The organism is Lentibacillus salinarum, assembly GCF_042679865.1.
Classification (GTDB): Bacteria; Bacillota; Bacilli; order Bacillales; family Amphibacillaceae; genus Lentibacillus; species Lentibacillus salinarum.
The window spans coordinates 1-24,021 of record NZ_JBHTNH010000059.1 but is presented as its reverse complement, the minus strand read 5'-3'; the positions used below and the strand labels follow the sequence as shown (position 1 = coordinate 24,021).

Here is a 24,021-nt window from a genome sequence, read left to right as displayed (position 1 = left end):
ATGTCCGAATTTGCGGTTCAAATGGTGTCGATTGTTTCGCTAACACCATTTGAACCATCTCTGTCATCAGCCTGCCGACATGCAATCCGCACTTTTAGCTTTCTTCGGCTTCCAGGTTAAGCTTGCTTGCAGATTGTGTCTCTTCTTCTTCCAGTTCCCGCATTTCAATTTCCGACTCGTCACTGGAGAGCATTTTGACATCCATCCCGAGGCTTTGAAGTTCCTTGATCAACACTTTAAACGATTCAGGCACGCCAGGTTCGGTGACATTATCACCTTTGACGATTGATTCATAAGCTTTGACACGGCCTACCACATCATCTGATTTGACTGTCAGAATTTCCTGAAGTGTGTAGGCGGCGCCATACGCTTCAAGTGCCCAAACTTCCATTTCACCAAAACGCTGTCCGCCAAATTGGGCTTTACCGCCCAGTGGCTGTTGGGTTACAAGGGAGTATGGTCCAGTCGAACGAGCGTGCAGCTTATCGTCAACCATATGGGCCAGCTTGATCATGTACATGACACCGACAGACACACGATTGTCAAACGGTTCACCTGTTCTGCCATCATAAAGAATTGTTTTGGCATCCTGTGGCATGCCAGCCTCTTGCAATGTTTCCCACACGTCTTCTTCCGTCGCACCGTCAAACACCGGTGTGGCCACATGCAGTCCGAGCTGGCGCGCCGCCATACCCAAGTGCAGTTCAAACACCTGTCCAATATTCATCCGTGATGGCACGCCCAGTGGGTTAAGCATAATATCGATCGGCGTTCCATCAGGCAGGAATGGCATATCTTCTTCAGGCAGGATCTTGGAAATGACACCTTTGTTACCGTGTCTTCCCGCCATTTTGTCCCCTTCCGAAATCTTTCGTTTCTGGACGATATATACGCGTACCAGCTGGTTGACGCCCGGCGGCAGCTCATCGCCGTCTTCACGGTTGAAAATCTTGACTTCCAGCACAATACCACCGGCTCCGTGCGGTACTTTAAGGGATGTGTCACGTACTTCCCGTGCCTTCTCGCCAAAAATGGCATGAAGCAGCCGTTCTTCGGCCGATAATTCCGTAACCCCTTTAGGTGTTACCTTACCAACCAGAATATCGCCATCGGAAACTTCTGCACCAATACGGATAATGCCACTTTCGTTCAGGTTTTTTAGCGCCTCTTCGCCGACATTCGGTATGTCCCGAGTGATTTCTTCCGGCCCGAGCTTCGTATCACGGGCCTCTGATTCATATTCCTCAATATGAATTGACGTAAAGTCATCATCTTTCACCATGCGTTCACTCATGATGACCGCGTCTTCATAGTTATAGCCTTCCCAGGTCATGAACCCGACCAGCGCATTGCGGCCCAGCGCCAATTCGCCATCTTCCATCGATGGTCCGTCAGACAGGATTTCACCCTTTGTCACACGATCGCCCTTACTGACAATCGGACGCTGGTTGTAGCATGTTCCTTGGTTAGAGCGAATATATTTCTGCAAACGGTAAATATCCAAGTCACCTTGTACTTCCTTGCCGTCCACTTCAGAAATCCGACGTACGCGAACTTCTTTCGACTCAACATGCTCCACAACACCATCATTAAGGCAAATGATAGCAGCACCCGAATCCTTTCCGGACACATACTCCATTCCCGTTCCGACAATCGGGGCTTCAGGTTCCATCAAAGGGACTGCCTGCCGCTGCATGTTGGCACCCATCAAAGCACGGTTGGAGTCATCGTTCTCCAAAAATGGGATACAGGCTGTTGCGGCGGATACAACTTGTTTTGGCGACACGTCCATGTAGTCTATTTTTTCGCGCGGGACGACCGTATTATCGCCACGAAAACGCGCAATAACTTCATCATCGGCAAACGTGCCATCTTCATTTAACCGGGCGTTTGCCTGCGCCACAATATAGTTGTCTTCTTCATCCGCAGTCAGATAATCCGAATCCGTTGTTACTTTGCCGGTTTCCTGATCGACACGGCGGTAAGGTGTTTCAATGAACCCGAACTCATTGACTTTGGCATAACTAGATAATGAGTTAATCAGACCGATGTTCGGTCCTTCAGGCGTCTCGATCGGACACATACGCCCGTAGTGCGAATAGTGAACGTCACGCACTTCAAACCCGGCACGTTCACGCGTTAAGCCACCAGGTCCAAGAGCGGACAGCCGTCGTTTATGCGTTAATTCACCCAATGGATTGGTCTGGTCCATAAACTGGGACAGCTGTGAGCTTCCGAAGAATTCCTTGATGGAAGCTATCACCGGGCGAATATTGATCAGTTGCTGCGGTGTGATACTTGATGTGTCCTGAATAGACATCCGTTCGCGCACAACACGCTCCATACGAGATAGGCCGATACGGAACTGGTTTTGCATCAGTTCCCCGACGGAACGCAGCCGTCGATTGCCTAGATGATCAATGTCATCAGTTCCCCCGACACGGTGCAGCAAATTAAAGAAATAGCTGACGGCCGATAGAATGTCTGCCGGGGTTATGTGCTTGACATCTTTATCGACGTTCGCATTACCGATAACTTCAAGTTCCCTTTCACCGTCAGGGTCTGTCGGATCCATGATTTTAACGGTTTGCAGCCGGATGGATTCATCCAGTACACCTTCGTTCGGTTTAGCATAATTTTCTCCCAGCATATTATCCTGGTTTTCCAGATAAGGAATAATCTTATTCAGTAGTTTGCGCTCTAAGCGTTCACCTTTTTGCGCCAATACTTCGCCGGTCTCCGGATCGACAACCGGCTCAGCCAACACTTGATTGAACAGGCGGTTTTTAATATCCAATTTTTTATTCATTTTATACCGGCCAACGCGAGCCAGGTCATAGCGCTTTGGATCAAAGAACCGGGAGATCATGAGACTTTTGGCATTTTCAACTGTCGGTGGTTCACCTGGACGCAGCCGTTCATAAATTTCCAGCAGCGCCTTTTCGGTTGTTTCCGTGTTGTCTTTTTCCAGGGTGTTTTTAAGGTACTCGTTATCGCCGATAAGGTCGATGATTTCCTGATCCGAACTAAAACCGAGCGCACGCAAAAGCACCGTGATCGGCAACTTGCGCGTCCGATCGATTCGGACGTACGCAACATCTTTGGCATCTGTTTCAAATTCCAGCCAGGCGCCGCGGTTCGGAATAACGGTAGCCGTGATTCCCCGCTTGCCGTTTTTGTCAAACTTCTCACTGTAATAAACACTCGGCGAGCGCACAAGCTGCGAAACGATGACACGTTCGGCACCATTAATGATAAACGTCCCTGTGTCCGTCATCAGCGGAAAGTCTCCCATGAAAACTTCCTGTTCTTTCACTTCGCCGGTCTCATTATTGATTAGGCGAACCTTCACACGAAGCGGGGCATTATATGTGACATCCCGATCCTTTGATTCATCAACGGGATATTTGGGCTCACCAAGGCTGTAATCAATAAATTCCAGTGATAGGTTACCCGCAAAGTCCTCAATTGGGGATATATCCTGGAACATCTCCCGCAAACCTTCTTCCAAGAACCATTGGTAGGAAGCGGTTTGAATTTCGATTAAATTTGGTAGTTCCAACACCTCGCTAATGCGCGCATAGCTCCTGCGTTGGCGGTGCCGTCCATACTGAACTAGTTGACCTGTCAACAGCTTCACCCCTCAAATCAAGCATTTTTCATAGATTATTCACACACAAATGCTGTGAAAAATGACTCATATATTTGGAAAAACCGACTGATATCAACATGAACATATCAGCCGTTTTAAAACCAGTTACAATATAGATGCAAAATAACAATAGTACATGTACTACTGTTGAAACTCTATATTCGGACAAATTGGCTTTTCACCGGGAATTCCGCCGCAATATGGGGAAGAAAACAAAAAAGAACCACGTTATGATTTTGGTCGATTCTACAATTGTTTCCCGATCACCGGTGAATTATACATGTATAACTTATAAATTTCCCTCTTGACAAAGGGAGTCCCATGTTAGCATTTAAATATACTATCATACAAAATCATTCAAGTCAATCATTTAATCGCCTGCAAAATATAATAACCTTTACTGCGAGCCATCACGTTAACATTTCCGAATATCTTTTTCAATTTTTCCGTAGCGGAGGGCGCCCCTTGCTTCTTTTGAATAACAACCCACAAACAGCCGTTGTCCAGCAGGGCATTGTGGCTCTCCTCAAGCATTTGGTGGACGATCGTTTTACCCGCTCTTATGGGCGGATTGGTCAGAATAGCGGCGAAAGAACGCCCTTTGAGGTTATTGAATCGATCACTTAGAACGACATCTGCATTATTAACATGATTATGGTGCGTGTTTTTTCGGGCAAGGGCAATCGCCCGCTCATTGATGTCTGCCAGCGTGACATGGCGGTTCGGGTAACATTGGGCAACAGCGATGCCGATGGGACCGTAGCCACAACCGAGATCAAGAAAGTCTCCCACTACTGCCGGCTCCACAAAGCGCTCGATCAATAAACGCGAACCATAATCCACTTCATTTTTGGAGAATACACCATAATCGCTTTCAAACGTAAAATAGCTGCCAAGCAGTTCAGATCGCCATTTCTGCGGTGAACTTTTGGATTGAGGATGTTGTGAAAAGTAATGCTCGGACATTCGGGCACCTACTTTGTGAGTAATGTGAAGAGAGAAAATAGATAGAGAGCCCGCCGTAAAACCGACGAGCTCTTGTTTATCTGGATTACTTAAGTTCTACAGTGGCACCTACTTCTTCAAGCTGTCCTTTAATTTCTTCAGCTTCTTCTTTAGAGGCGCCTTCTTTAACAGCTTTAGGCGTGTTATCTACCAATTCTTTGGCGTCTTTAAGACCAAGTCCGGTAATTTCACGAACGGCCTTAACAACTTTAATCTTGGAATCGCCAGCGTCCTGAAGCTCAACGTCAAATTCTGTTTGTTCTTCAGCAGCTTCTGCTTCGCCGCCTCCGCCTGCAACAGCAACCGGCGCTGCAGCGGTTACGCCAAATTCTTCTTCAATTGCTTTAACTAAATCATTTAATTCTAATACAGACATTTCTTTAATCGCATCAATGATTTGTTGATTGTCCATTATGATTCCTCCATTTTTAAGGTTTTTTAATCCGTTATGCCGATTTACTCGGCATTAGCTTTATGCGCTCTCTTCCTCTTTTTGGTCGGCAATCGCTTTTGTGGCGTATGCAAAGTTGCGTACAGGTGCTTGCAGGACGCTGAGCAGCATGGATACCATGCCTTCGTAGTTCGGCAGGTCCGCCAATTCTTTGATTTGTTCAAGCGTTGCAACTTCGCCTTCGATAACGCCGCCTTTAATTTCCAATGCTTCATGTTCTTTGGCAAAGTTATTCAAAATCTTAGCCGGCGCCACCACATCGTCATTACTGAACGCCACTGCGGTTGGTCCTACCAATGTATCGGACAACGCGTTCAACTCGACCGCATCAACTGCCCGGCGTGTCATGGAGTTTTTATAAACTTTAAACTCAATATTTGCCTCACGCAGCTGTTTACGCAACTCGTCCGCCTCGGCTACGTTAAGACCACGGTAGTCTACCAGAACTGTTGACTGACTGTTGCGGAATTTCTCAGCAATTTCGTCGACAAGCTGCTTCTTCTGTTCGATAATATTGCTGTTGGCCATTGTTCCACCTCCTATTAAACGTTCCTCATACCGTACCTATTAAGAAAGCCTCCATGCAGACATGGAGGCTTTGTGTATACAAATGACACTCTAATTAGGATGAGTCATTCGCTCTCAAACACCTCGGCAGGACATTAAGCAGTTTTACCCGCACCTACTGTCTACGGTACAACGTATTTATTTTATAACAGTATTCATTATACGTGATTGATCATGGAAAGTCAATCAGTCATTAGCTACGGTAGCTGGAAACATCCACTCTGATGCCAGGCCCCATTGTGGACGTTATAGATGCATTGCGCATATAGACACCTTTGGATGCCTGTGGTTTGGCCTTCATAAGAGCGTCGGCAATCGCTTCAAAATTCTCAACTAATTTATCATTATCAAATGAGATTTTTCCAAGCGGTACATGGATGTTCGCTGATTTATCAACACGGTATTCCACTTTACCAGCTTTAATTTCATTAACAGCTTTTTCGACGTCGAATGTTACTGTACCAGTCTTAGGGTTAGGCATGAGCCCTTTGGGTCCCAGTACACGGCCGAGTTTACCAACTTCAGCCATCATGTCCGGTGTGGCGACGACAACGTCAAATTCAAACCAGCCCTGGTTGATTTGGTTGATCAGATCTTGCTCACCAACATAATCAGCTCCGGCATTTTCGGCTTCGGTTGCTTTATCGCCTTTTGCGAACACCAGGACACGCTCTGTTTTCCCGGTTCCATGCGGCAAAACAAAAGCGCCGCGAATCTGCTGGTCAGCTTTTTTCGGGTCAACGCCCAGACGGAATGCCGCTTCAACTGTTTCATCAAAATTAGCCTTGGCCGTTTCTTTCAGCAAAGCAACGGCTTCGTCAGCAGCGTATGCATTCGAACGGTCAACAAGCTTGGAAGCTTCTTGATATCTTTTACTTCTTTTTGCCATTTTTACTTCCTCCTCAGGTTGTGGTTTATAGCGGTAAGACCTCCCACTCGAAAAATGCTGTCACGCCCTCCTGAAACAGGACGTCAAGCATTTTTCATGAAAAAAGTTGCGTCATAATGGCGAGCCATTTATCGCAACCTATATCCATTAATGTTCAAACCGGCATCAGTCTTGAATGTCAATGCCCATGCTGCGTGCGGTTCCTTCAACCATACGTACGGCGGCATCCAAATCAGCAGCGTTCAAATCAGGCATTTTCGTTTCCGCAATTTCCTGCACTTGATCACGTTTGACTGAAGCAACTTTACTACGGTTTGGTTCACCGGATGCCGTATCAATCCCGGCTGCTTTTTTCAATAATACAGCGGCAGGCGGGGTTTTTGTGATAAATGTAAATGAACGGTCTTCAAATACCGTAATCTCAACAGGGATAATCATACCAGCCTGGTCCTGCGTGCGTGCGTTAAATTCCTTACAGAATCCCATGATATTTACACCGGCCTGACCCAGCGCCGGTCCTACCGGTGGTGCCGGATTGGCTTTACCAGCTTCAATCTGCAATTTAACTAACTTAATTACTTTTTTAGCCACGAGACACACCTCCTTAAAGTCCGTGATGTGGTAATAGGGTCATTCCCCTCCCACTCAGCATTACCGCTTCCCACATGTTGCGGGAGACGGTAAATAACAAAAGAATTTTAGCATGTATCAGCAAATTATGCAAGGTTTTTTTGAAATTCATCGATGAATCATCCGTGGCCGCCGCTTTCCCTACAGCTTTTCAATCTGGGAAAATTCCAGTTCAACTGGTGTCTCACGACCGAACATATTCACATGAACTTTCACTTTATGCTTGTCCGTATCAATATGTTCGATGGTGCCGGTAAATTCACTGAACGGGCCATCTGTCACACGGACATTCTCTTTCAGTTCAAAGTCAATTTGCGTTACCGGCTCCGCTATGCCCATCCGCTTCAACACAGAATCGATTTCGCCGGGTAGCAGCGGTGTGGGCTTTGTGCCGTGGCCGCTTGATCCAACGAACCCGGTGACTCCCGGGGTGTTGCGCACGACATACCAGGAATCATCCGTCATCACCATTTCAGCCAGCACATAACCAGGGAAAAATTTCTTCTTAACGGTTTTCTTTTTGCCATTTTTAATTTCTGTTTCTTCATCTTCTGGAACAAGCACACGAAAGATTTTGTCCTCCATGCCCATTGAATCGACACGCTTTTCCAGGTTGGTTTTCACCTTATTTTCGTAGCCGGAATAAGTATGGATGGCATACCAGTTTTTTTCCATGTCAACAGGACAAAATGTTTGCCCTTCCCTCCCTTACGTCATTAATAAAGGTTGTTCAAAAAGTCCGGTTTCATCTTCCTTTTTGAATCCGCTCTGACTTACACAAAATTATGCATATTAAAAAACCCGAGAAGCCGGGTTTTTTATCTAAATCTATCATATTCATTATAGCATAATCAGATCCTGTTTATTCAATAAATGCGGTTAAAAAAATAAATTTAAGATTTGCGTGATACCAAGATCAACAACAGCAAAAAATACAGCCACAAACGCCACAGTTGTCAGCACCGTAATGGTATAGCTTGTCAACTCACGGCCCTTTGGCCAGCTGACCTTTTTCATTTCTCTTGAAACATTCTTGAAGAACTTCACGATTTTCACAGCTTGTCTCCCCCCAGGCTCTACCGAAGAACATCCCTTATTTGGTTTCACGATGCGCGGTGTGCCTGTTGCACGTCTTGCAATATTTCCGCGTTTCTAATCGTTCGGGTTGTTGGGATCTGTTTTTGCTTGTCGTATAATTTCGGCTAGCACACACCGTGCACGCCAAAACGATTTTCTGATTCATCGTATCACCCCATCACAGGGTTTTTTTACTTACACTAATGTAGCACGCCTGCTCTTGTGTGTCAACGGCCTGTCATCCCTGCTTCATTTGTTTCCAGCAGCTGCTCCAATTTTCGTTTAATCCGTTGCAGTGCATTATCAATTGATTTGACATGCCGCTTTAACTTGACGGAAATCTCCTGATAGGTGCACCCATCCAGATACAGGCCGAGCACTTCTTTCTCCAAACCGCTTAATAATTCCGACAGTTTTCCTTCCATATCGAAGAATTTTTCCCTGCTCACAAGCAATTCCTGGGGGTCAAACGCCTGTGATCCGGCAATCACATCCGATAACGTCCGATCAGATTCTTCGTCATAAATGGGTTTATCAAGTGATACATAGGAATTAAGCGGTGTATGCTTCTGCCGGGTAGCCGTTTTAATCGCCGTAATAATCTGCCGGGTGACACACAGTTCAGCAAACGCCTTAAACGATGAGAGCTTGTCCCCGTCAAAGTCGCGAATCGCCTTATAGAGACCAATCATACCCTCTTGAACGATATCTTCCTTGTCAGCGCCAATGATAAAATATGTCCGCGCTTTTGCCCGCACATAATAAATATATTTATGTATGAGGAAATCAAGCGCCCCACTATCACCCTGATGAATAAGCCGGATTATGTCATCATCATCCAGCTTCTCGAACCGATCTTCTGTCTCTATCAGTTTGACACTCACCAAAAAAGACCCCCCGACTACACTGTAGTCAATTTAAACGTATTATACAGTAAGCGCTTCCTAATAGTCAACATAGAATTAACGTGAAAGCCCCGGCAGCCTTTCTTCGGCAACACGAAGCAGGAAGATCAGGTCTTTCCCCGCCGCCACTTTTCAAATTTTTCTAAAACATCTTTTTTCAAAGGAATTTTAATTTGCGGCTGCACGTTTTTATGCTGCTTTATCTGCTGTCCGATTTCCCGGTCAATATCATTCAATTCAATATAGAGCTCTCTGGCAGACTTTCTCAAGGCCCCCCGGCCAAAAATGGTCCGTTGTTCCGCATAGTCTGAAGTTGCGACATAAACCTGGTTGATGACAGTTTTCAATTCCTTCACAATCCGCTCAATACACTCATCAGCGGTTTCATTCTCTTTAGTGTAAATGATCTCAACCTCAAAATTGTTCAGCTTGCTTTCAATTCCTTTGACATAATAGGCATCAAATACGACAATCACCCGCATGCCTGTATAAGCCTTATAGTCAGCTAGCAGTTCAATCAGCCGATCACGCGCCTGTCCAATGTCCTGCAGCTTTAATTGTTTCAATTCTTCCCATGCGCCGATGATATTATAGCCGTCAACCACTAAAACATTCATCACTACTCACCAGCCGGGAACCTTTTGCGATAAACCTCGTACAATAACAGGCTACACGCCACCGAGGCATTCAAAGATGACACATGCCCTCTCATCGGGAGGCTGACCGTCCAGTCACATTTATCTTTCACCAACCGGCTCATCCCCTTGCCTTCATTACCGATAACCAGGGCAAGCGGCAATCCCCCGTCAAGTAACCGATAGTCCTCGCTGCCATCTGCATCTGTCCCGACAACCCAAACGTTTTGCGCTTTTAATGCGTCAATTGTGTTGGCAATATTCGTCACCCGGACGACCGGGATATGTTCAAGGGCCCCGGCAGCTGTTTTGGCAACCGTCGCTGTAAGACCGACCGAACGCCTTCTTGGAATGATGACACCGTGCGCCCCGGCAGCATCCGCCGTCCTTAAAATGGACCCTAGATTATGTGGGTCTTCCAATTGGTCCAGAATGATAAAAAAAGGTGCTTCCTGCTTGCTTTCGGCTTTAGCATATAAGTCGTCCATGGAAACATAGGAATAGGAGGCAACATAAGCGATCACCCCTTGGTGGTTGCCGGATGCCAGCTGATCAAGCTTCTTTTTGGGTGTTCGTTGCAACGTTGTCCCCTTCTTTTTGCTCAGATGTTGCAGCTTTCCGAACAAGGATTGATTCAAATGCTCTGATGCGAGGACTTTATTGACCGATCGTTCGGATGTTAATGCTTCAATAACCGGATTCTTTCCGATAATGATATCCTGGTCCATTGTTATGTTTTCCTCCTTTCAATGAACGCCACAGCTCCTTCCAGCAATTTGGCCAATCGCTCGCGGTTACCCTGCAGATGATGATAGCCGATTAGCGCCTCAAATGCTGTACTATAGTGATACGTCTGGACACTCGTGTTTTTGGGAATCGTCCCGGATTTCGCATTGCGACCCCGGGAAACGATCCCTTCCTCTTCAGAGCTCAACTGGTCGACTTCCAGCCAATGCAGAATGACCGCCGCCTGTGCTTTGGCTGATACAAATCGAATAGCTTCCTTATGCAGCTGATTGGGTTTTACCTTTCCGGCTTTCAGCAGATGCTCACGTACATGGACCTCATAAACAGCATCCCCCATGTAGGCAAGCGCTAGACTCTTCATCTGTTTGACATCAGGTATCATGGTCTGCTCGTTTCCACCGGGTACCCTGAGGGGTGTCCTCAAGGATAATGCCTTTCGCTTTCAGATGATCTCGTATGTCATCCGCCCGGCTAAAATCGTGGTTTCGTCTGGCCTCGGTCCGTTCGTCCAACAGTGCTTCAACATCATCAGCAAGCAGCATATCTTCCTGCTCCAGCTGGATGCCGAGAACATCAAGCACATTTGCCATCCCCTGCTGAAATGCTTCGATGACTTCCGTTGACGTTTGTTTTTCTTCAAGATACCGATTGGCTTCTTTTGTCATCTCAAATAAAGCCGAAATGGCGTTTGCCGTGTTGAAGTCATCATCCATCGCTTCTTCAAACTGATCATTCAGCTCCCTTATCGTCTTAAGCCACTGTTCAGACTGATCCAGATTCATACTTGTTTGCTTGCGGTGCTCCAGATTGGTGTAAGCATTTTTAATCCGATCAAGGCTGTTTTTGGCACTCTGCAGCAGTTCTTCGGTAAAATTAATCGGATTGTGGTAATGAACACTCAACATGAAAAACCGGATAACTTGCGGGTCATGTTGGGCAATAATATCTTTGGTCAGCACAAAGTTACCGAGTGATTTGGACATCTTTTCATTATCAATATTAATATACCCATTATGCATCCAATAATTAGCAAACGGTTTTTCGTTCATCGCCTCCGACTGTGCCATTTCATTTTCGTGGTGCGGAAACGCCAGGTCCTGTCCGCCCGCATGAATATCAATCGTTTCACCCAAATATTTTTTGGCCATGGCGGAACATTCGATATGCCAGCCAGGGCGTCCCTGGCCCCATGGGGAATCCCAGGCAATTTCACTGTCTTTTGCCTTCTTCCAAAGGGCAAAGTCAAGCGGATCTTCCTTTTTCTCACCGACCTGGATGCGGGCGCCGGACCGGAGTTCATCAATGGATTGGTGTGACAGCTTGCCATAGTCGTCAAATGAACGCGGTTTAAAGTAGACGTCACCACCGACTTCATAAGCATAACCTTTATCAATCAGGTTGGCGATAAAGTCAATAATGTCATCCATCGTTTCCGTCACTCGCGGGTTGTATGTTGCCTGTTTCACCCCAAGTGCGCCCACATCGTCCAAATAAGCATCAATAAAGCGGTTGGCCACATCCGGCACCTGTTCACCCATTTCGTTGGCTGCTTTAATAATTTTGTCATCGACATCGGTAAAGTTCAACACGTAATCCACGTGATAGCCTTTATACTCGAAGTAGCGCCGGACAGTATCAAAGACAATAGCCGGGCGGGCATTGCCGATATGGATATAGTTATACACCGTAGGACCGCAGACATACATGCGGACGTTGCCATCCTCAAGTGGCTTAAAGGGTTCTTTTTCCTGTGTCAGGGTATTATAAATCGTGATCGCCACGCTGCTTCACTCCTTTTAACTCTGCGATTTCTACTTTTAATTGATCAATTTCCTGCTGCAGCTTTTCACAGCGGTCGGCAACCGGATCAGGGAGTTTATGATGATCCAAATTCTTGCGCAGTTTTTTCCCGTTCTGGATCACAATCTGGCCCGGAACACCGACCACTGTCGAGTGATCAGGAATATCCTTCAAAACGACGGAACCTGCGCCTACTTTGGAGCTGTTGCCAATGGTGATGTTTCCAAGCACTTTGGCACCGGTTGTGATCATAGCATTATCCTTAACAGTCGGATGACGCTTCCCTTTCTCTTTGCCTGTTCCGCCCAGTGTGACGCCCTGGAACAAGGTGACATTGTCCCCGATTTCACACGTTTCACCAATGACAACCCCCATACCGTGATCGATAAAAAGCTTACGGCCGATCTTAGCGCCCGGGTGGACTTCAATTCCGGTAACAAAACGGCTTACCTGGGAGACCGCCCGGGCGATGAAAAACATCCGGCGGTTAAAGAAAAAGTGAGCAATCCGGTGGGCCCATATCGCGTGCAGTCCAGAATAGGTGAGAAATACTTCAACGTAAGATCTTGCTGCTGGGTCCTGCTCAAAGACAACATCCATATCCTCTTTCATCCGCTTAAAAATCCCCATCCCGATGGTTCCTCCTCTCTTTCAGTTCGATTTATCGGGTCCGTCGCAAAAACGGTGTTATGTCATAAAAATAAGCGCCCCAGTGTATTGACTACACAGAGGCGCTTAAAACGCGGTTCCACTCTGTTTGGAGACGTGTCCTTCATATCTCCCAACTCGGACTCTGGTAACGGCAGAGCGCCGCCGTTATATACTCTCATTCCATAACGGGCTCAAGGGTGCATTTCAAAAACGGTGCTTAGAATCACTTGCAGCCGGTGATGATTCTCTCTGGATTAAGCATTGCCGTCGTTTACTTCTCCCTATCAACGCGCCATATTAAAAAGTTGTTCAAAAACTCCGGTAACCATAAACTGCTCGTCGAACACACAACTAAAGTTAATCATGTTATCACTATATTACATTTGGGTGCAAATGTGAACAGGTTAAGCTCCCAACTGTTTCAGTAATTGGTCCAAGCGGCGCAGGACAGTATCTTTGCCCAAAAGTTCAATCGCCAGCGGCAATTCCGGTCCTTGCGTCTGACCGGTTGTCGCCGCACGAATCGGCATAAACAGCTTTTTACCACGATGGCCGGTTTCTTTTTGAGTCGCTTTGATTTGCTGCTTAATGGCATCTTTCTCAAAGACATCAAGATGAATCAATTTATCCGTGAACACCTGCAGGACTTCAGGCACCTGTTCCTGGCGCAATACGTCCATTGTCGCTTCGTCATAACTGATGGATTCCTTGAAAAATAACCCCGTCAAATCAACAATTTCCGCACCATTCTGTAATTGCTTCTGATAGAGGACAATCATTTTTTCCGCCCATTCCCGTGTAGCGGCATCCATGTTTTCCGGCAGCCGGCCTGCCTTAATCAGATGCGGCATGGCCAGTTCAATAACGGTTTCCGTATCAGCAGCTTTAATATATTCGTTATTCATCCACTTCAATTTGTGGCGGTCAAAAATGGCTGCTGAGGTGGACAGACGCTCAGGATCAAACATCTCGATCAATTGATCCCTGGTAAAAATCTCTTCCTCGCCAACCGGTGACCAACCAAGCAACGTGATGAAATTGAACAGCGCCTCCGGCAGATAGCCCGTATTCTCGTACTGTTCAATAAACTGCATGATATGTTCATCACGCTTGCTTAGTTTTTTACGCTCCTCGTTCAAAATCAGGGTCATGTGGCCAAAGTTTGGCCTATCCCAACCAAATGCCTCATAAACCATCATCTGTTTTGGTGTATTGGAAATATGCTCCTCCCCGCGCAAGACATCCGTGATAGCCATCAGATGATCATCAATGGCCACCGCAAAATTATAAGTCGGCGCACCGTTTTTCTTAACAATCACCCAGTCGCCAAAATCACTTGATTCAAACGTGATATTACCTCGCACAATATCCCGGAACGTATAGGTCTTATGACCAGGAACACGTAACCGAATGCTTGGTTTGCGTCCTTCCTGCTCGAATTGTTCGATCTGTTCTTTTGTCAAGTTCCGATGGGCGCCGGCATATTTGGGAACTTGTCCTCTGGCACGCTGCTCTTCACGTTCCTGTTCCAATTCCTCTTCGGTCATATAGCATTTGTAGGCCAGTCCTCTTTCAAGCAGCTCATCAACGTACTTCTGATAGATATCCAGCCGTTCCATCTGCCGGTATGGTCCATAATCACCACCGATATCGGCGCCTTCATCCCATTCAATGCCGAGCCACTTCAAATACTTCATTTGGCTTTCTTCCCCACCGGCGACATTCCGTTTCTCATCTGTATCCTCTACCCGGATAATGAACTTTCCGTCAAAATGTTTCGCATATAAATAATTAAATAATGCTGTGCGTGCGTTGCCGATATGCAAATGCCCGGTCGGACTCGGTGCGTACCGTACACGAACCTGCTCTGTCATGGTGGCACTCCTTTCTTTTAAGCATATTGATTATATGAATCATGACCATTTAAATCAAACGTATAAAAAGTGATAACCGATGCCGTTATCACTTTTGGTTTCCTCTTTAAGTTATATCGTTTTTATTGCGCTTTTTCAAGTAATTTAGGTTTAGCGAAGATCATTCTTCCGGCTGAGGTTTGCAGAACACTTGTTATCAGCACCTCGATCTTCTTGCCGATATAAGCGTGCCCTTCTTCGACCACAATCATCGTACCATCATCCAGATAGGCGATCCCCTGATTATGCTCCTTGCCATCCTTAATCACATGCACCATTAATTCCTCACCTGGTAGGACGACCGGTTTGACCGCATTGGCCAGGTCATTAATATTTAAAACAGGTACTTCCTGCAGTTCACAGACTTTATTCAGGTTAAAATCATTCGTGACAACAATGCCATCAATCACTTTCGCCAGTTTGATCAGCTTGCTGTCCACTTCCGTAATCTCATCAAAATCTCCTTCGTAAATTTCCACGTTCACCGGCAGTTCCTTTTGAATCCGGTTGAGGACATCCAGCCCGCGGCGGCCCCGGTTACGCTTCAACACATCGGATGAATCCGCAATATGCTGCAGTTCACCCAGGACAAACTGCGGAATGACGATGGTTCCCTCTAGGAAGTTTGTCTGGCAGATATCCGCGATACGCCCATCGATGATAACGCTTGTGTCCAGAATCTTGGATTTCGGCTGTTTCTTTTGAACGGTTTCGCTGTCAGACACACGTTTTTTCTCCCGTTCTTTCCGGTTAAAATTCAGCAGATTCATGAGTTCATCCCGGCGCCGAAACCCGACCTGGAATCCCAAGTAACCAAGGAAAATCGTAATAAAGAGCGGTAATACCTGTGACACAATATAAATATTAATATCAGTCAGCGGGATATTGACTAAATAAGCAATCACTAAACCACCAATCAGACCAAAACTACCAAACAGCAAATCACCGACAGGGACTTTGATCAAAGCCTCTTCCACCCACCGTAAAAATCCAACAATATAACCTGCCACGAAATAAGACAATACAAATAAAATAATGGCACCTGAGACCATACCTGAATAAGGGGACGCAGCCCACGTTGCATCAGACAGGTTCAGCAAGTTGACAATATCCGGGATATACAAATAGCCAATGGTACCTCCACTTATGATAAAAAATAAATGAACAACCTTTTTTAGCACCACTGTTCACCTCCTATCGTTTATTATTGCCCATTTTTCATATAATAACCGTCATTGGGCGGATGAAATATACGATATCATTTAAAGCCTATCATAACTGTAAAAATGAGTCAATTTGGAAAATAATTTATCATACCATATTTATGAATTAGTGTCAATGGACTAGTTTGAAAGTCCTGTTTTGGAAAATATTGTATAACCATATTTTTGACGGTCTGCTCAGCCTGACAGTTTCAATTATTTAACCTATTAACCCTTCTTCCAATGCCTCCTGTACAGTATTGACCCCGATCACGTGAATCGGTGCCGGCGCTGTCCAGCCCTCCAAATTTTTGTCCGGGCAGATGACACGCTTGAATCCGAGCTTGGCCGCTTCCTGTACACGCTGTTCAATCCGGGAGACCCTTCTTATTTCCCCAGTGAGCCCAACTTCGCCAATTATGATGTCCTCCGGTTTAGTCGGCTGGTTTCTGAAGCTGGAGGCAATACTGACAGCTACAGCCAAATCAATCGCCGGCTCATCAAGCTTGACACCACCAGCCACTTTAATGTAAGCATCCTGGTTTTGTAGCATCAGTCCCACACGCTTTTCCAATACAGCCATTAATAAGGGGATCCGATTCGTGTCAATTCCGGTTGCCATCCGCCGCGGATTCCCAAAACTGGTCGGCGAAATCAATGCCTGTATTTCAACAAGCACAGGCCGTGTCCCTTCCATCGACGCCACAACTGTTGAGCCGGCCGCTCCCTGTGATCGTTCCTCCAGAAAAATTTCCGAAGGGTTCATAACTTCCCGCAAACCTTCTTCCTTCATTTCAAAAATACCCATTTCATGTGTACTCCCGAAGCGATTCTTGACGCCACGTAAAATACGGTATGTGTGATGCTGCTCCCCCTCAAAATAAAGGACGGCATCCACCATGTGTTCCAGCATTCGCGGCCCGGCGATAGCACCTTCTTTGGTCACATGTCCCACAATAAAGATAGGGATACCATTTGATTTAGCCACGCGCATCAATTCACTTGTACTTTCACGCACCTGGGAAACACTTCCCGGTGCACTGGTTACTTCCTCACGGTAAATCGTCTGAATCGAGTCAATGACGACAAAGGCAGGCTTTGTTTGTTCTATCTGATTGATAATGTCCATCAGGTTCGTTTCGGCCAACACATACAATAATTCCGTATTGATGCCAAGCCGGTCCGCTCGCAATTTGGTTTGTCGGATGGATTCTTCGCCGGAAATGTACAAAACAGGCAGTTGCTTATCAGCCAATTGCGCGGATATTTGCAGCAGCAGCGTTGACTTGCCAATTCCCGGGTCCCCTCCAATCAAGGCAAGTGATCCGGGGACTATCCCTCCCCCGAGCACCCGGTTAAATTCCTTCATGATTGTGGTGATACGGGGTTCTTTTTGCATTTCCACCGTTGTAATGCTTTCCGGACGATGAGCGGTTTTGGTATCCCTGCCCATTGCATGCCTGCTGCCTGCCGACGATGCATCAATCTCTTCTACAAGCGTATTCCAACTGTTACAGCCGGGGCATTTTCCCATCCATCGCGCGGATTCATAACCGCATTCCTGACAAACGTACTTCGTTTTGCGTTTAGCCAATACAATCCTTCCCCTTCACTATAGTCTCTATTATATACGATTGACGTCACATGAAAGTTACAGGTTTCTATCATTATTATAAAAGCCGCTCCATAATTTTTCCATAAATCCCATTATGCTATCTGCCCAATGTCAATATGCGATTAGAAAAGCTGAAAGGATGGACTCTTTCAGCTTTTCTACCCGCTCAGATAACTAAAATGCGATTTTCTACGGCAAAATGATAAATTCGCCTTTATTGTTTAAACCGATTTTAACCTTTTCTCCTTTTGTGATACTTTCTTTCAGCAATTCTTCGGAAAGAAGATCCTCAATATTTTTCTGGATAGACCGGCGCAATGGACGCGCTCCGTACTCCGGATCAAACCCTTCATTGGCAATCTTCTCGACCGCTTTATCCGTTAGGGTGAATTCAATTTCCTGTTCTATCAGCCTATCCTGCAACTGCTTGATCATCAGGTTGACAATATATTTCATATGTTTCTTTTCCAGGGAATGGAACACGATCGTTTCGTCAACCCGATTCAAAAATTCGGGACGGAATGCTTTCTTCAATTCGTCGGTCACTTTTGTTTTCATGTTCTGATAATCCTGCTCTTCATCATCCAGTGTAAAGCCGACATATTTATTCCGTTTCAGCTCATCTGCCCCGACGTTTGAGGTCATGATCAGCACCGTATTCCGGAAATCGACCACACGGCCTTTAGCGTCCGTCAGCCGCCCGTCTTCAAGCACTTGCAGCAAAATATTGAATACTTCGGGATGTGCCTTTTCCACTTCGTCCAGTAATACGACTGAATATGGCTTTGTCCGCACTTTTTCGGTAAGCTGTCCGCCTTCATCATAACCGACATATCCGGGAGGTGAACCGACTAGACGGGACGTGGCGTGTTTTTCCATGTACTCGGACATATCGATCCGAATCATCGCTTCTTCGTCGGCAAACATCGCCTCAGCTAATGCTCTAGCAAGTTCGGTTTTACCGACACCGGTAGGGCCCAGGAAGATAAACGAACCGATTGGACGTTTCGGATCTTTCAATCCGGCACGAGCCCGGCGAATGGCCTTAGACACAGCATTGACGGATTCTTCCTGGCCGATGACGCGGTTATGCAGTGTATCTTCCAGGTTCAATAGCCGCTCACTTTCGTCTTTGGTCATCCTAGCTACCGGCACACCCGTCCATACGGAAACAACTTTGGCAATATCTTCAACCGTTACCTCGGAGTCTTCCTGCCCCTGTTTCTCTTTCCATTCATTTTTTGTCTCTTCCACTTCCTCACGCAGACGCTGCTCAGAGTCACGCAATGAGGCCGCTTTTTCAAACTCCTGTCCCTGCACGGCAGAATCTTTTTCTTTCCGCACGTCCTCAAGCTTTTGTTCCAATTCTTTTAAATTTGGCGGCACTGTATACGAACGAAGACGGACTTTTGATCCGGCCTCATCAATCAAGTCAATAGCTTTGTCAGGCAGGAAACGATCGGTGATGTACCTGTTGGCTAACTGGGTAGCCGCTTCGATCGCATCATCGGTAATCGTTACACGGTGATGCGCTTCATATCGGTCGCGCAGCCCCTTTAAAATCTGGACACTTTCATCCAATGTCGGCTCATCGACTTGGATCGGCTGGAAACGGCGTTCAAGCGCTGCGTCTTTCTCTATATACTTGCGGTACTCATCCAGTGTCGTTGCACCGATGCATTGCAGTTCACCACGGGACAGAGCGGGTTTTAAAATATTGGACGCATCAATAGCCCCTTCCGCACCACCGGCTCCGATTAATGTATGAAGTTCATCAATAAACAGAATAATATTCGTTGCTTGGCGTATTTCCTCCATCACTTTTTTAAGCCGGTCTTCAAATTCACCACGATATTTAGTTCCGGCTACAACTGTACCCATATCAAGTGTCATGACCCGTTTATCGCGCAATATCTCAGGGACCTCATTATTAATAATTTGCTGGGCAAGACCTTCTGCCACAGCTGTTTTACCAACGCCGGGCTCACCAATCAGTACCGGGTTGTTTTTCGTTCGGCGGCTCAACACTTGGATCACCCGTTCAATTTCCCCACTGCGGCCGATAACCGGATCCACATTGCCATCCTTCGCACTGACAGTTAAATCCCGTGCCAGTGAGTCGAGAGTCGGTGTGTTGGCATTCGATGACTGCGCACCCCGGCCCTGGCGTCCTGCCTGTGACTCATTACTCCCCAAAAGTTGCAGCACTTGCTGGCGGGCTTTGTTAAGACTGACGCCCAGATTGTTCAATACCCGTGCTGCCACACCCTCGCCTTCACGGATTAAACCGAGCAGGATATGTTCTGTGCCGACATACGAATGACCAAGCTTACGTGCCTCATCCTGCGATAACTCCACGACCTTTTTGGCACGTGGTGTGTAGTGAATGGTCTGCATTGGCTCTTTGCCCGTACCGATCAGCTTTTCAACTTCTTCTTGAATTTTGGCTACTTCCAACCCCAGTGATTCCAATGCTTTAGCGGCGATGCCGTTACCTTCACGGACTAGTCCCAGCAGGATATGTTCCGTTCCAATGTTATTATGTCCGAGTCGTACAGCTTCTTCCTGAGATAAGGCCAAAACTTTTTGCGCTCGTTCTGTAAAACGTCCAAACATCATATCTTTTTCCTCCTAGCTAAGTCTCTAATTGCATCCGTTCACGAATGAGTGACGCTCTTAACACATCCCGTTCATCCGGTCTTAAATTTTTCCTGGCATATTGCTGCAAAAAACCCGGTTGTGTTAATACCATTAATTCGTTCAGTATATGGCGTGATACATTTTCGATAATGTCCAAGTCGATGCCAAGCCGGACATCTGACAGACATTTGGCTGCCTCATTTGACTCAATGATCCGGCCGTACGCCAATACACCGTATGAACGGTACACCCGGTCCTCCAGTCGCGTTGCTGACTTTTCCATGATATGATTTCGTGCTTTTCGTTCATGTTCGATAAGTTCGCGAACAACACTTTCCAAATCTTCCACAATATCTTCCTCGGACTTCCCGAGTGTTATTTGGTTGGATATTTGGAAGATGTTGCCTGTTGCTTCACTGCCTTCCCCGTAGATACCACGGACAACCAGACCAAGCTGGTTGATGGCCGGTATCATGCGGTTGATCTGTTGGGTCCAAGAAAGGGCAGGCAGGTGCATCATGACCGATGCGCGCATCCCGGTTCCGACATTCGTCGGACACCCGGTTAAATAACCCCGTTTTTCATCAAATGCATAATCAATTTTTTCTTCCAGCCAGTCATCAAGCTCAAACACTTTCTTAAGAACGTGGGTCAATTGAAACCCGGGGGAGTAAAGCTGGATACGCAGATGATCTTCTTCATTGACCATAATGGACACCTGTTCATTTTTGGAAATGAGTACTGCGGATGTCTGATTTCGTTCAGCCAAATGCGGACTGATCAAATGCTTCTCCACCAAAACACGTCTTTCAATCGGTGTCAGATCCCGAATGGGAATAAAGGCAAAATCATGGTAATCCTGAAATGACTGGTGCTCATACGCCTGCTGAATAAAATCACTGATATGGTTCAAATCCGCTTCATCAGCCATAATCGGATAGGAATACTGGGCAAAGTTCCGGGCCAGCCGTATCCTGGTGCTTAAGACAATATCACTGTCCGGGCCGTCCTCCCGCATCCATGGGCTTATGGCCTCGTTCATAAAGTGCTGTAGTGTCATGAATCATCACCCCGTGTCTGATCTTCCAATTCCTTAATTTTATCACGGACCCTGGCTGCTTCTTCAAATGCTTCACGTTTGATTAATCGCTGTAATTCCTCTCTGTAGGCATCAACTTCTTTTTTAATCCGCATATTCCCACCAATGCGTGCCGGAATTTTTCCGTGATGTGTCGTATTACCACTGTGAACGCGACGGAAAACGGGGTCCAAATGATCCGAAAACGTCTCATAACACGTTGGACAGCCAAATTTCCCGATGCGTTTAAATTCCGATAGGGTCATCGCACACTGCGGGCATTGCAATTCTGTCGTCTGTTGGCCTTGTGCGGCTTTGGCATTTTCAAACGTTGAGTTGAATAACCCGGACAATAAGTGGTGTAAGGAATAGCCCTCTTCCGGGTAGCTCATATAGCCCTTTTCTTTTGCACAGGCCTCACACACATATACTTCCGTTTTATCGCCATTTATGACCTGGGTAAAGTGAAGTGTAGCCGGACGTTTGTGGCATTCCTGGCATTCCATATGGTTCCCCCCTTAGTTATCGATTTAAATATTTAAGTGTTGTCAGCATTGATGTCAGTATCCGTGCACGCACCTCATCACGAACAGGCAGCTGAAAGGCAAGCGTATCCCGGCTGACGGCACTTAACATGATTTTGGCTTCGCGTTCGGTAATCAATCCTTCCTCCAACAGACGCTCGAGCACATCCACCGCTGCCTGCTGGGAAACAGTCGGGTTAATCATTTGAATAATATCATCGATTAAGTCAGCTTTATCCTGGTGCTTAACCCGCTTGATCCGAATATAGCCACCACCGCCCCGTTTACTTTCAACTATATATCCTTTTTCCACAGTAAAGCGTGTTTTAATCACGTAATTAATTTGTGATGGTACGCATTGGAATTCTTCAGCAAGTTCACTCCGTTTAATATCAATCGCATTTTTGCCGGCAGTTTCCAAAATCTGCTTCAAGTGCTGTTCAATAATATCCGAAATGTTACGCATATACCCTCCTCCTCCCATCCTATGACCTGTGATTTATCGTTTTGATAAGTTATGGATTGGTATTATTTTGACTTTGACTAACTTTGACGTTACTTCTATTATACGATATGTACATAGAGATGCAAGAGGTATCCTATTCTTATTTTAGACAAATTCGGATAAATCGAAACGCCTCGGGAACAGCAGATTTTGAAAAGGAAAAGGACTCCCGCGTCCTGACGATTAGATCACATACGCGGGAAAATCAGGAACGTGTACTTGTCGACTGAAGCGGCAGTTTTCCCACGTAGTTCATAAAGTCAAACATCAGTCAATCGGAGGCTCCTGCCGCCCGTTAAATGTGGTGAAAGGCCTTTCACTCTCTGTGACCGGACGAAAACGTCGGATTGTTACTCCTGTTCTGTTATAGTCTTAACGTTCTCTATCTTTGATATATCCTCAAACAAAGCCAGCTGATCCAAATATTTATCCGGCTCAATTTTGACGATGATTTTTCGCACACCAACATCAATCCGCTCAATTTCCACCTGTCTAATCGCTATGGAATGCGATTCCAGAATCGAAATGACCTGGTTAATTTGCAGTCCCGGCAGCGCCGTAATCTCAATTAAATGAAGACGGCCTTTCCGGAATAGCTTTTCAAAGTTATTTAAAAAAACGAGACTCAATAAAATGATGAGTGTTGTGAATACGGCCGCACCATACATCCCAGCACCGACAACAAGGCCAAGCCCGGCAACTGTCCAAATGGAAGCAGCCGTCGTCAGCCCCCTAATGGTCATTCCATTCACGATAATAGTCCCCGCACCGAGAAAACCGATACCACTTATAACGTATGAAGGAATGCGTGCCGGGTCGAATCGGATGTTATCATATGCTCCAATAAATATTTCAAACCCATATAAAGATAAGAGCATCATAAGACAAGCGCCGACACCGACCAATATATGAGTCCGGAAGCCTGCAGAATGATTTTTTAATTCCCGCTCGAATCCGATTAACCCGGATAGGATTAAAGCTATTAAAATACGGACCATCATAATTGTAAAATTATCTCCGACAAGTTCATCCAAATATGGCAACATACCTTAACACTCCCTTCACTCCTATTTATATCCGATAATTATCATGCGGATGACATGAAATAAACAGAAACTTTCCGGTCATTTGTGTTGGACAAAACACACACTTATTTACCAGTATGAATAACTTCTCGCCCTCAGCATAACCAGCAGCCGTTGAATACTAAAGCATTCTTAACCGCGTATACGCCTACCGAAAGATATTCACAACCTTCCCCTTGACTCAAATATAAAGGATAATATGGTGTTACATGTGTGTTATGGAAAAATATTCGCTAAACCCCGAACAAAAATTACGGAGTCAAATTATAAGAACATAAACGAAATAAAGAGGCTGATCCTCTTAAGAATCAGCCTCTTTCATGTTGCCTGGCGGCGTCCTACTCTCGCAGGGGTTAAACCCCAACTACCATCGGCGCTGGAGAGCTTAACTGCTGTGTTCGGCATGGGAACAGGTGTGTCCTCTCCGCTATTGCTACCAGACCGTTTAAA

The 24,021-nt window shown here is 46.1% G+C and carries 23 protein-coding genes, 1 rRNA gene and 1 other annotated feature; all 24 genes read right to left on the bottom strand.

Annotation, left to right across the window (positions count from 1 at the left end; genetic code table 11):
* Nucleotides 1–94: 94 nt before the first annotated feature.
* On the bottom strand, nt 95–3,631 hold the full coding sequence (rpoB, locus tag ACFQ4A_RS17940) for a DNA-directed RNA polymerase subunit beta (RefSeq protein WP_382402764.1): 3,537 nt from the start codon (nt 3,629–3,631) through the stop codon (nt 95–97).
* 387 nt (nt 3,632–4,018) lie between these two features.
* On the bottom strand, nt 4,019–4,618 hold the full coding sequence (locus ACFQ4A_RS17935) for a class I SAM-dependent methyltransferase (RefSeq protein WP_382402763.1): 600 nt from the start codon (nt 4,616–4,618) through the stop codon (nt 4,019–4,021).
* 85 nt (nt 4,619–4,703) lie between these two features.
* Nucleotides 4,704–5,069, bottom strand: a complete 366-nt coding sequence (gene rplL, locus ACFQ4A_RS17930) for a 50S ribosomal protein L7/L12 (RefSeq protein WP_382402762.1) — start codon at nt 5,067–5,069, stop codon at nt 4,704–4,706.
* 60 nt (nt 5,070–5,129) lie between these two features.
* Nucleotides 5,130–5,636, bottom strand: a complete 507-nt coding sequence (gene rplJ, locus ACFQ4A_RS17925; RefSeq protein WP_382402761.1) for a 50S ribosomal protein L10 — start codon at nt 5,634–5,636, stop codon at nt 5,130–5,132.
* A gap of 32 nt (nt 5,637–5,668) precedes the next feature.
* Nucleotides 5,669–5,821: a sequence feature (ribosomal protein L10 leader region), on the bottom strand.
* 47 nt (nt 5,822–5,868) lie between these two features.
* Nucleotides 5,869–6,564 carry a 50S ribosomal protein L1 gene (rplA, locus tag ACFQ4A_RS17920; RefSeq protein ID WP_382402760.1) on the bottom strand — a complete coding sequence of 232 codons (696 nt, stop codon included), beginning with the start codon at nt 6,562–6,564 and terminating at the stop codon, nt 5,869–5,871.
* Between the two features lie 165 nt (nt 6,565–6,729).
* Nucleotides 6,730–7,155 (bottom strand): 50S ribosomal protein L11, encoded by a 426-nt coding sequence (gene rplK / locus ACFQ4A_RS17915; protein WP_382402759.1) that lies wholly within the window; start codon nt 7,153–7,155, stop codon nt 6,730–6,732.
* Nucleotides 7,156–7,335: 180 nt separating this feature from the next.
* A complete protein-coding gene (gene nusG / locus ACFQ4A_RS17910) occupies nt 7,336–7,869 on the bottom strand; it encodes a transcription termination/antitermination protein NusG (protein WP_382402758.1) in 534 nt (177 codons plus the stop codon).
* Nucleotides 7,870–8,073: 204 nt separating this feature from the next.
* Nucleotides 8,074–8,250 (bottom strand): preprotein translocase subunit SecE, encoded by a 177-nt coding sequence (secE, locus tag ACFQ4A_RS17905; protein ID WP_382402757.1) that lies wholly within the window; start codon nt 8,248–8,250, stop codon nt 8,074–8,076.
* 37 nt (nt 8,251–8,287) lie between these two features.
* Nucleotides 8,288–8,437 carry a 50S ribosomal protein L33 gene (gene rpmG / locus ACFQ4A_RS17900; protein WP_382402756.1) on the bottom strand — a complete coding sequence of 50 codons (150 nt, stop codon included), beginning with the start codon at nt 8,435–8,437 and terminating at the stop codon, nt 8,288–8,290.
* Nucleotides 8,438–8,498: 61 nt separating this feature from the next.
* Entirely contained in the window at nt 8,499–9,155 is a 657-nt protein-coding gene (gene sigH / locus ACFQ4A_RS17895) for an RNA polymerase sporulation sigma factor SigH (protein ID WP_382402755.1), read from the bottom strand.
* Nucleotides 9,156–9,283: 128 nt separating this feature from the next.
* On the bottom strand, nt 9,284–9,793 hold the full coding sequence (locus tag ACFQ4A_RS17890; protein WP_382402754.1) for an NYN domain-containing protein: 510 nt from the start codon (nt 9,791–9,793) through the stop codon (nt 9,284–9,286).
* Between the two features lie 2 nt (nt 9,794–9,795).
* Complete coding sequence (rlmB, locus tag ACFQ4A_RS17885) at nt 9,796–10,539, bottom strand: 23S rRNA (guanosine(2251)-2'-O)-methyltransferase RlmB (RefSeq protein ID WP_382402753.1); 744 nt, start codon at nt 10,537–10,539, stop codon at nt 9,796–9,798.
* A gap of 2 nt (nt 10,540–10,541) precedes the next feature.
* The gene (locus ACFQ4A_RS17880) at nt 10,542–10,937 is read right to left on the bottom strand and encodes a Mini-ribonuclease 3 (protein WP_382402819.1); all 396 of its coding nucleotides are present in this window, start codon (nt 10,935–10,937) and stop codon (nt 10,542–10,544) included.
* Nucleotides 10,930–12,339, bottom strand: a complete 1,410-nt coding sequence (gene cysS, locus ACFQ4A_RS17875) for a cysteine--tRNA ligase (protein ID WP_382402752.1) — start codon at nt 12,337–12,339, stop codon at nt 10,930–10,932. Before cysS ends, ACFQ4A_RS17880 begins: the two co-directional genes overlap by 8 nt.
* Complete coding sequence (cysE, locus tag ACFQ4A_RS17870; RefSeq protein WP_382402751.1) at nt 12,320–12,988, bottom strand: serine O-acetyltransferase; 669 nt, start codon at nt 12,986–12,988, stop codon at nt 12,320–12,322. The genes cysS and cysE overlap by 20 nt, the downstream gene beginning before the upstream one ends.
* A 425-nt stretch (nt 12,989–13,413) precedes the next feature.
* Nucleotides 13,414–14,883: a glutamate--tRNA ligase gene (gltX, locus tag ACFQ4A_RS17865; protein ID WP_382402750.1), complete on the bottom strand. Its 1,470-nt coding sequence runs from the start codon at nt 14,881–14,883 to the stop codon at nt 13,414–13,416.
* A gap of 122 nt (nt 14,884–15,005) precedes the next feature.
* A complete protein-coding gene (locus ACFQ4A_RS17860) occupies nt 15,006–16,103 on the bottom strand; it encodes a PIN/TRAM domain-containing protein (RefSeq protein WP_382402818.1) in 1,098 nt (365 codons plus the stop codon).
* Between the two features lie 241 nt (nt 16,104–16,344).
* Nucleotides 16,345–17,718, bottom strand: coding sequence for a DNA repair protein RadA (radA, locus tag ACFQ4A_RS17855; protein WP_382402749.1), 1,374 nt, complete (start codon nt 17,716–17,718; stop codon nt 16,345–16,347).
* A 210-nt stretch (nt 17,719–17,928) separates the two neighbouring features.
* Nucleotides 17,929–20,358: an ATP-dependent protease ATP-binding subunit ClpC gene (gene clpC, locus ACFQ4A_RS17850; RefSeq protein WP_382402748.1), complete on the bottom strand. Its 2,430-nt coding sequence runs from the start codon at nt 20,356–20,358 to the stop codon at nt 17,929–17,931.
* Between the two features lie 16 nt (nt 20,359–20,374).
* Nucleotides 20,375–21,439, bottom strand: a complete 1,065-nt coding sequence (locus tag ACFQ4A_RS17845) for a protein arginine kinase (protein ID WP_382402747.1) — start codon at nt 21,437–21,439, stop codon at nt 20,375–20,377.
* Nucleotides 21,436–21,963: a UvrB/UvrC motif-containing protein gene (locus tag ACFQ4A_RS17840; RefSeq protein WP_382402746.1), complete on the bottom strand. Its 528-nt coding sequence runs from the start codon at nt 21,961–21,963 to the stop codon at nt 21,436–21,438. The genes ACFQ4A_RS17845 and ACFQ4A_RS17840 overlap by 4 nt, the downstream gene beginning before the upstream one ends.
* A gap of 16 nt (nt 21,964–21,979) precedes the next feature.
* Nucleotides 21,980–22,447, bottom strand: coding sequence for a CtsR family transcriptional regulator (locus tag ACFQ4A_RS17835; RefSeq protein ID WP_382402745.1), 468 nt, complete (start codon nt 22,445–22,447; stop codon nt 21,980–21,982).
* A gap of 389 nt (nt 22,448–22,836) precedes the next feature.
* Nucleotides 22,837–23,532 carry an MgtC/SapB family protein gene (locus ACFQ4A_RS17830; protein WP_382402744.1) on the bottom strand — a complete coding sequence of 232 codons (696 nt, stop codon included), beginning with the start codon at nt 23,530–23,532 and terminating at the stop codon, nt 22,837–22,839.
* A 364-nt stretch (nt 23,533–23,896) separates the two neighbouring features.
* Nucleotides 23,897–24,012, bottom strand: a 5S ribosomal RNA gene (rrf, locus tag ACFQ4A_RS17825).
* Nucleotides 24,013–24,021: the final 9 nt, after the last annotated feature.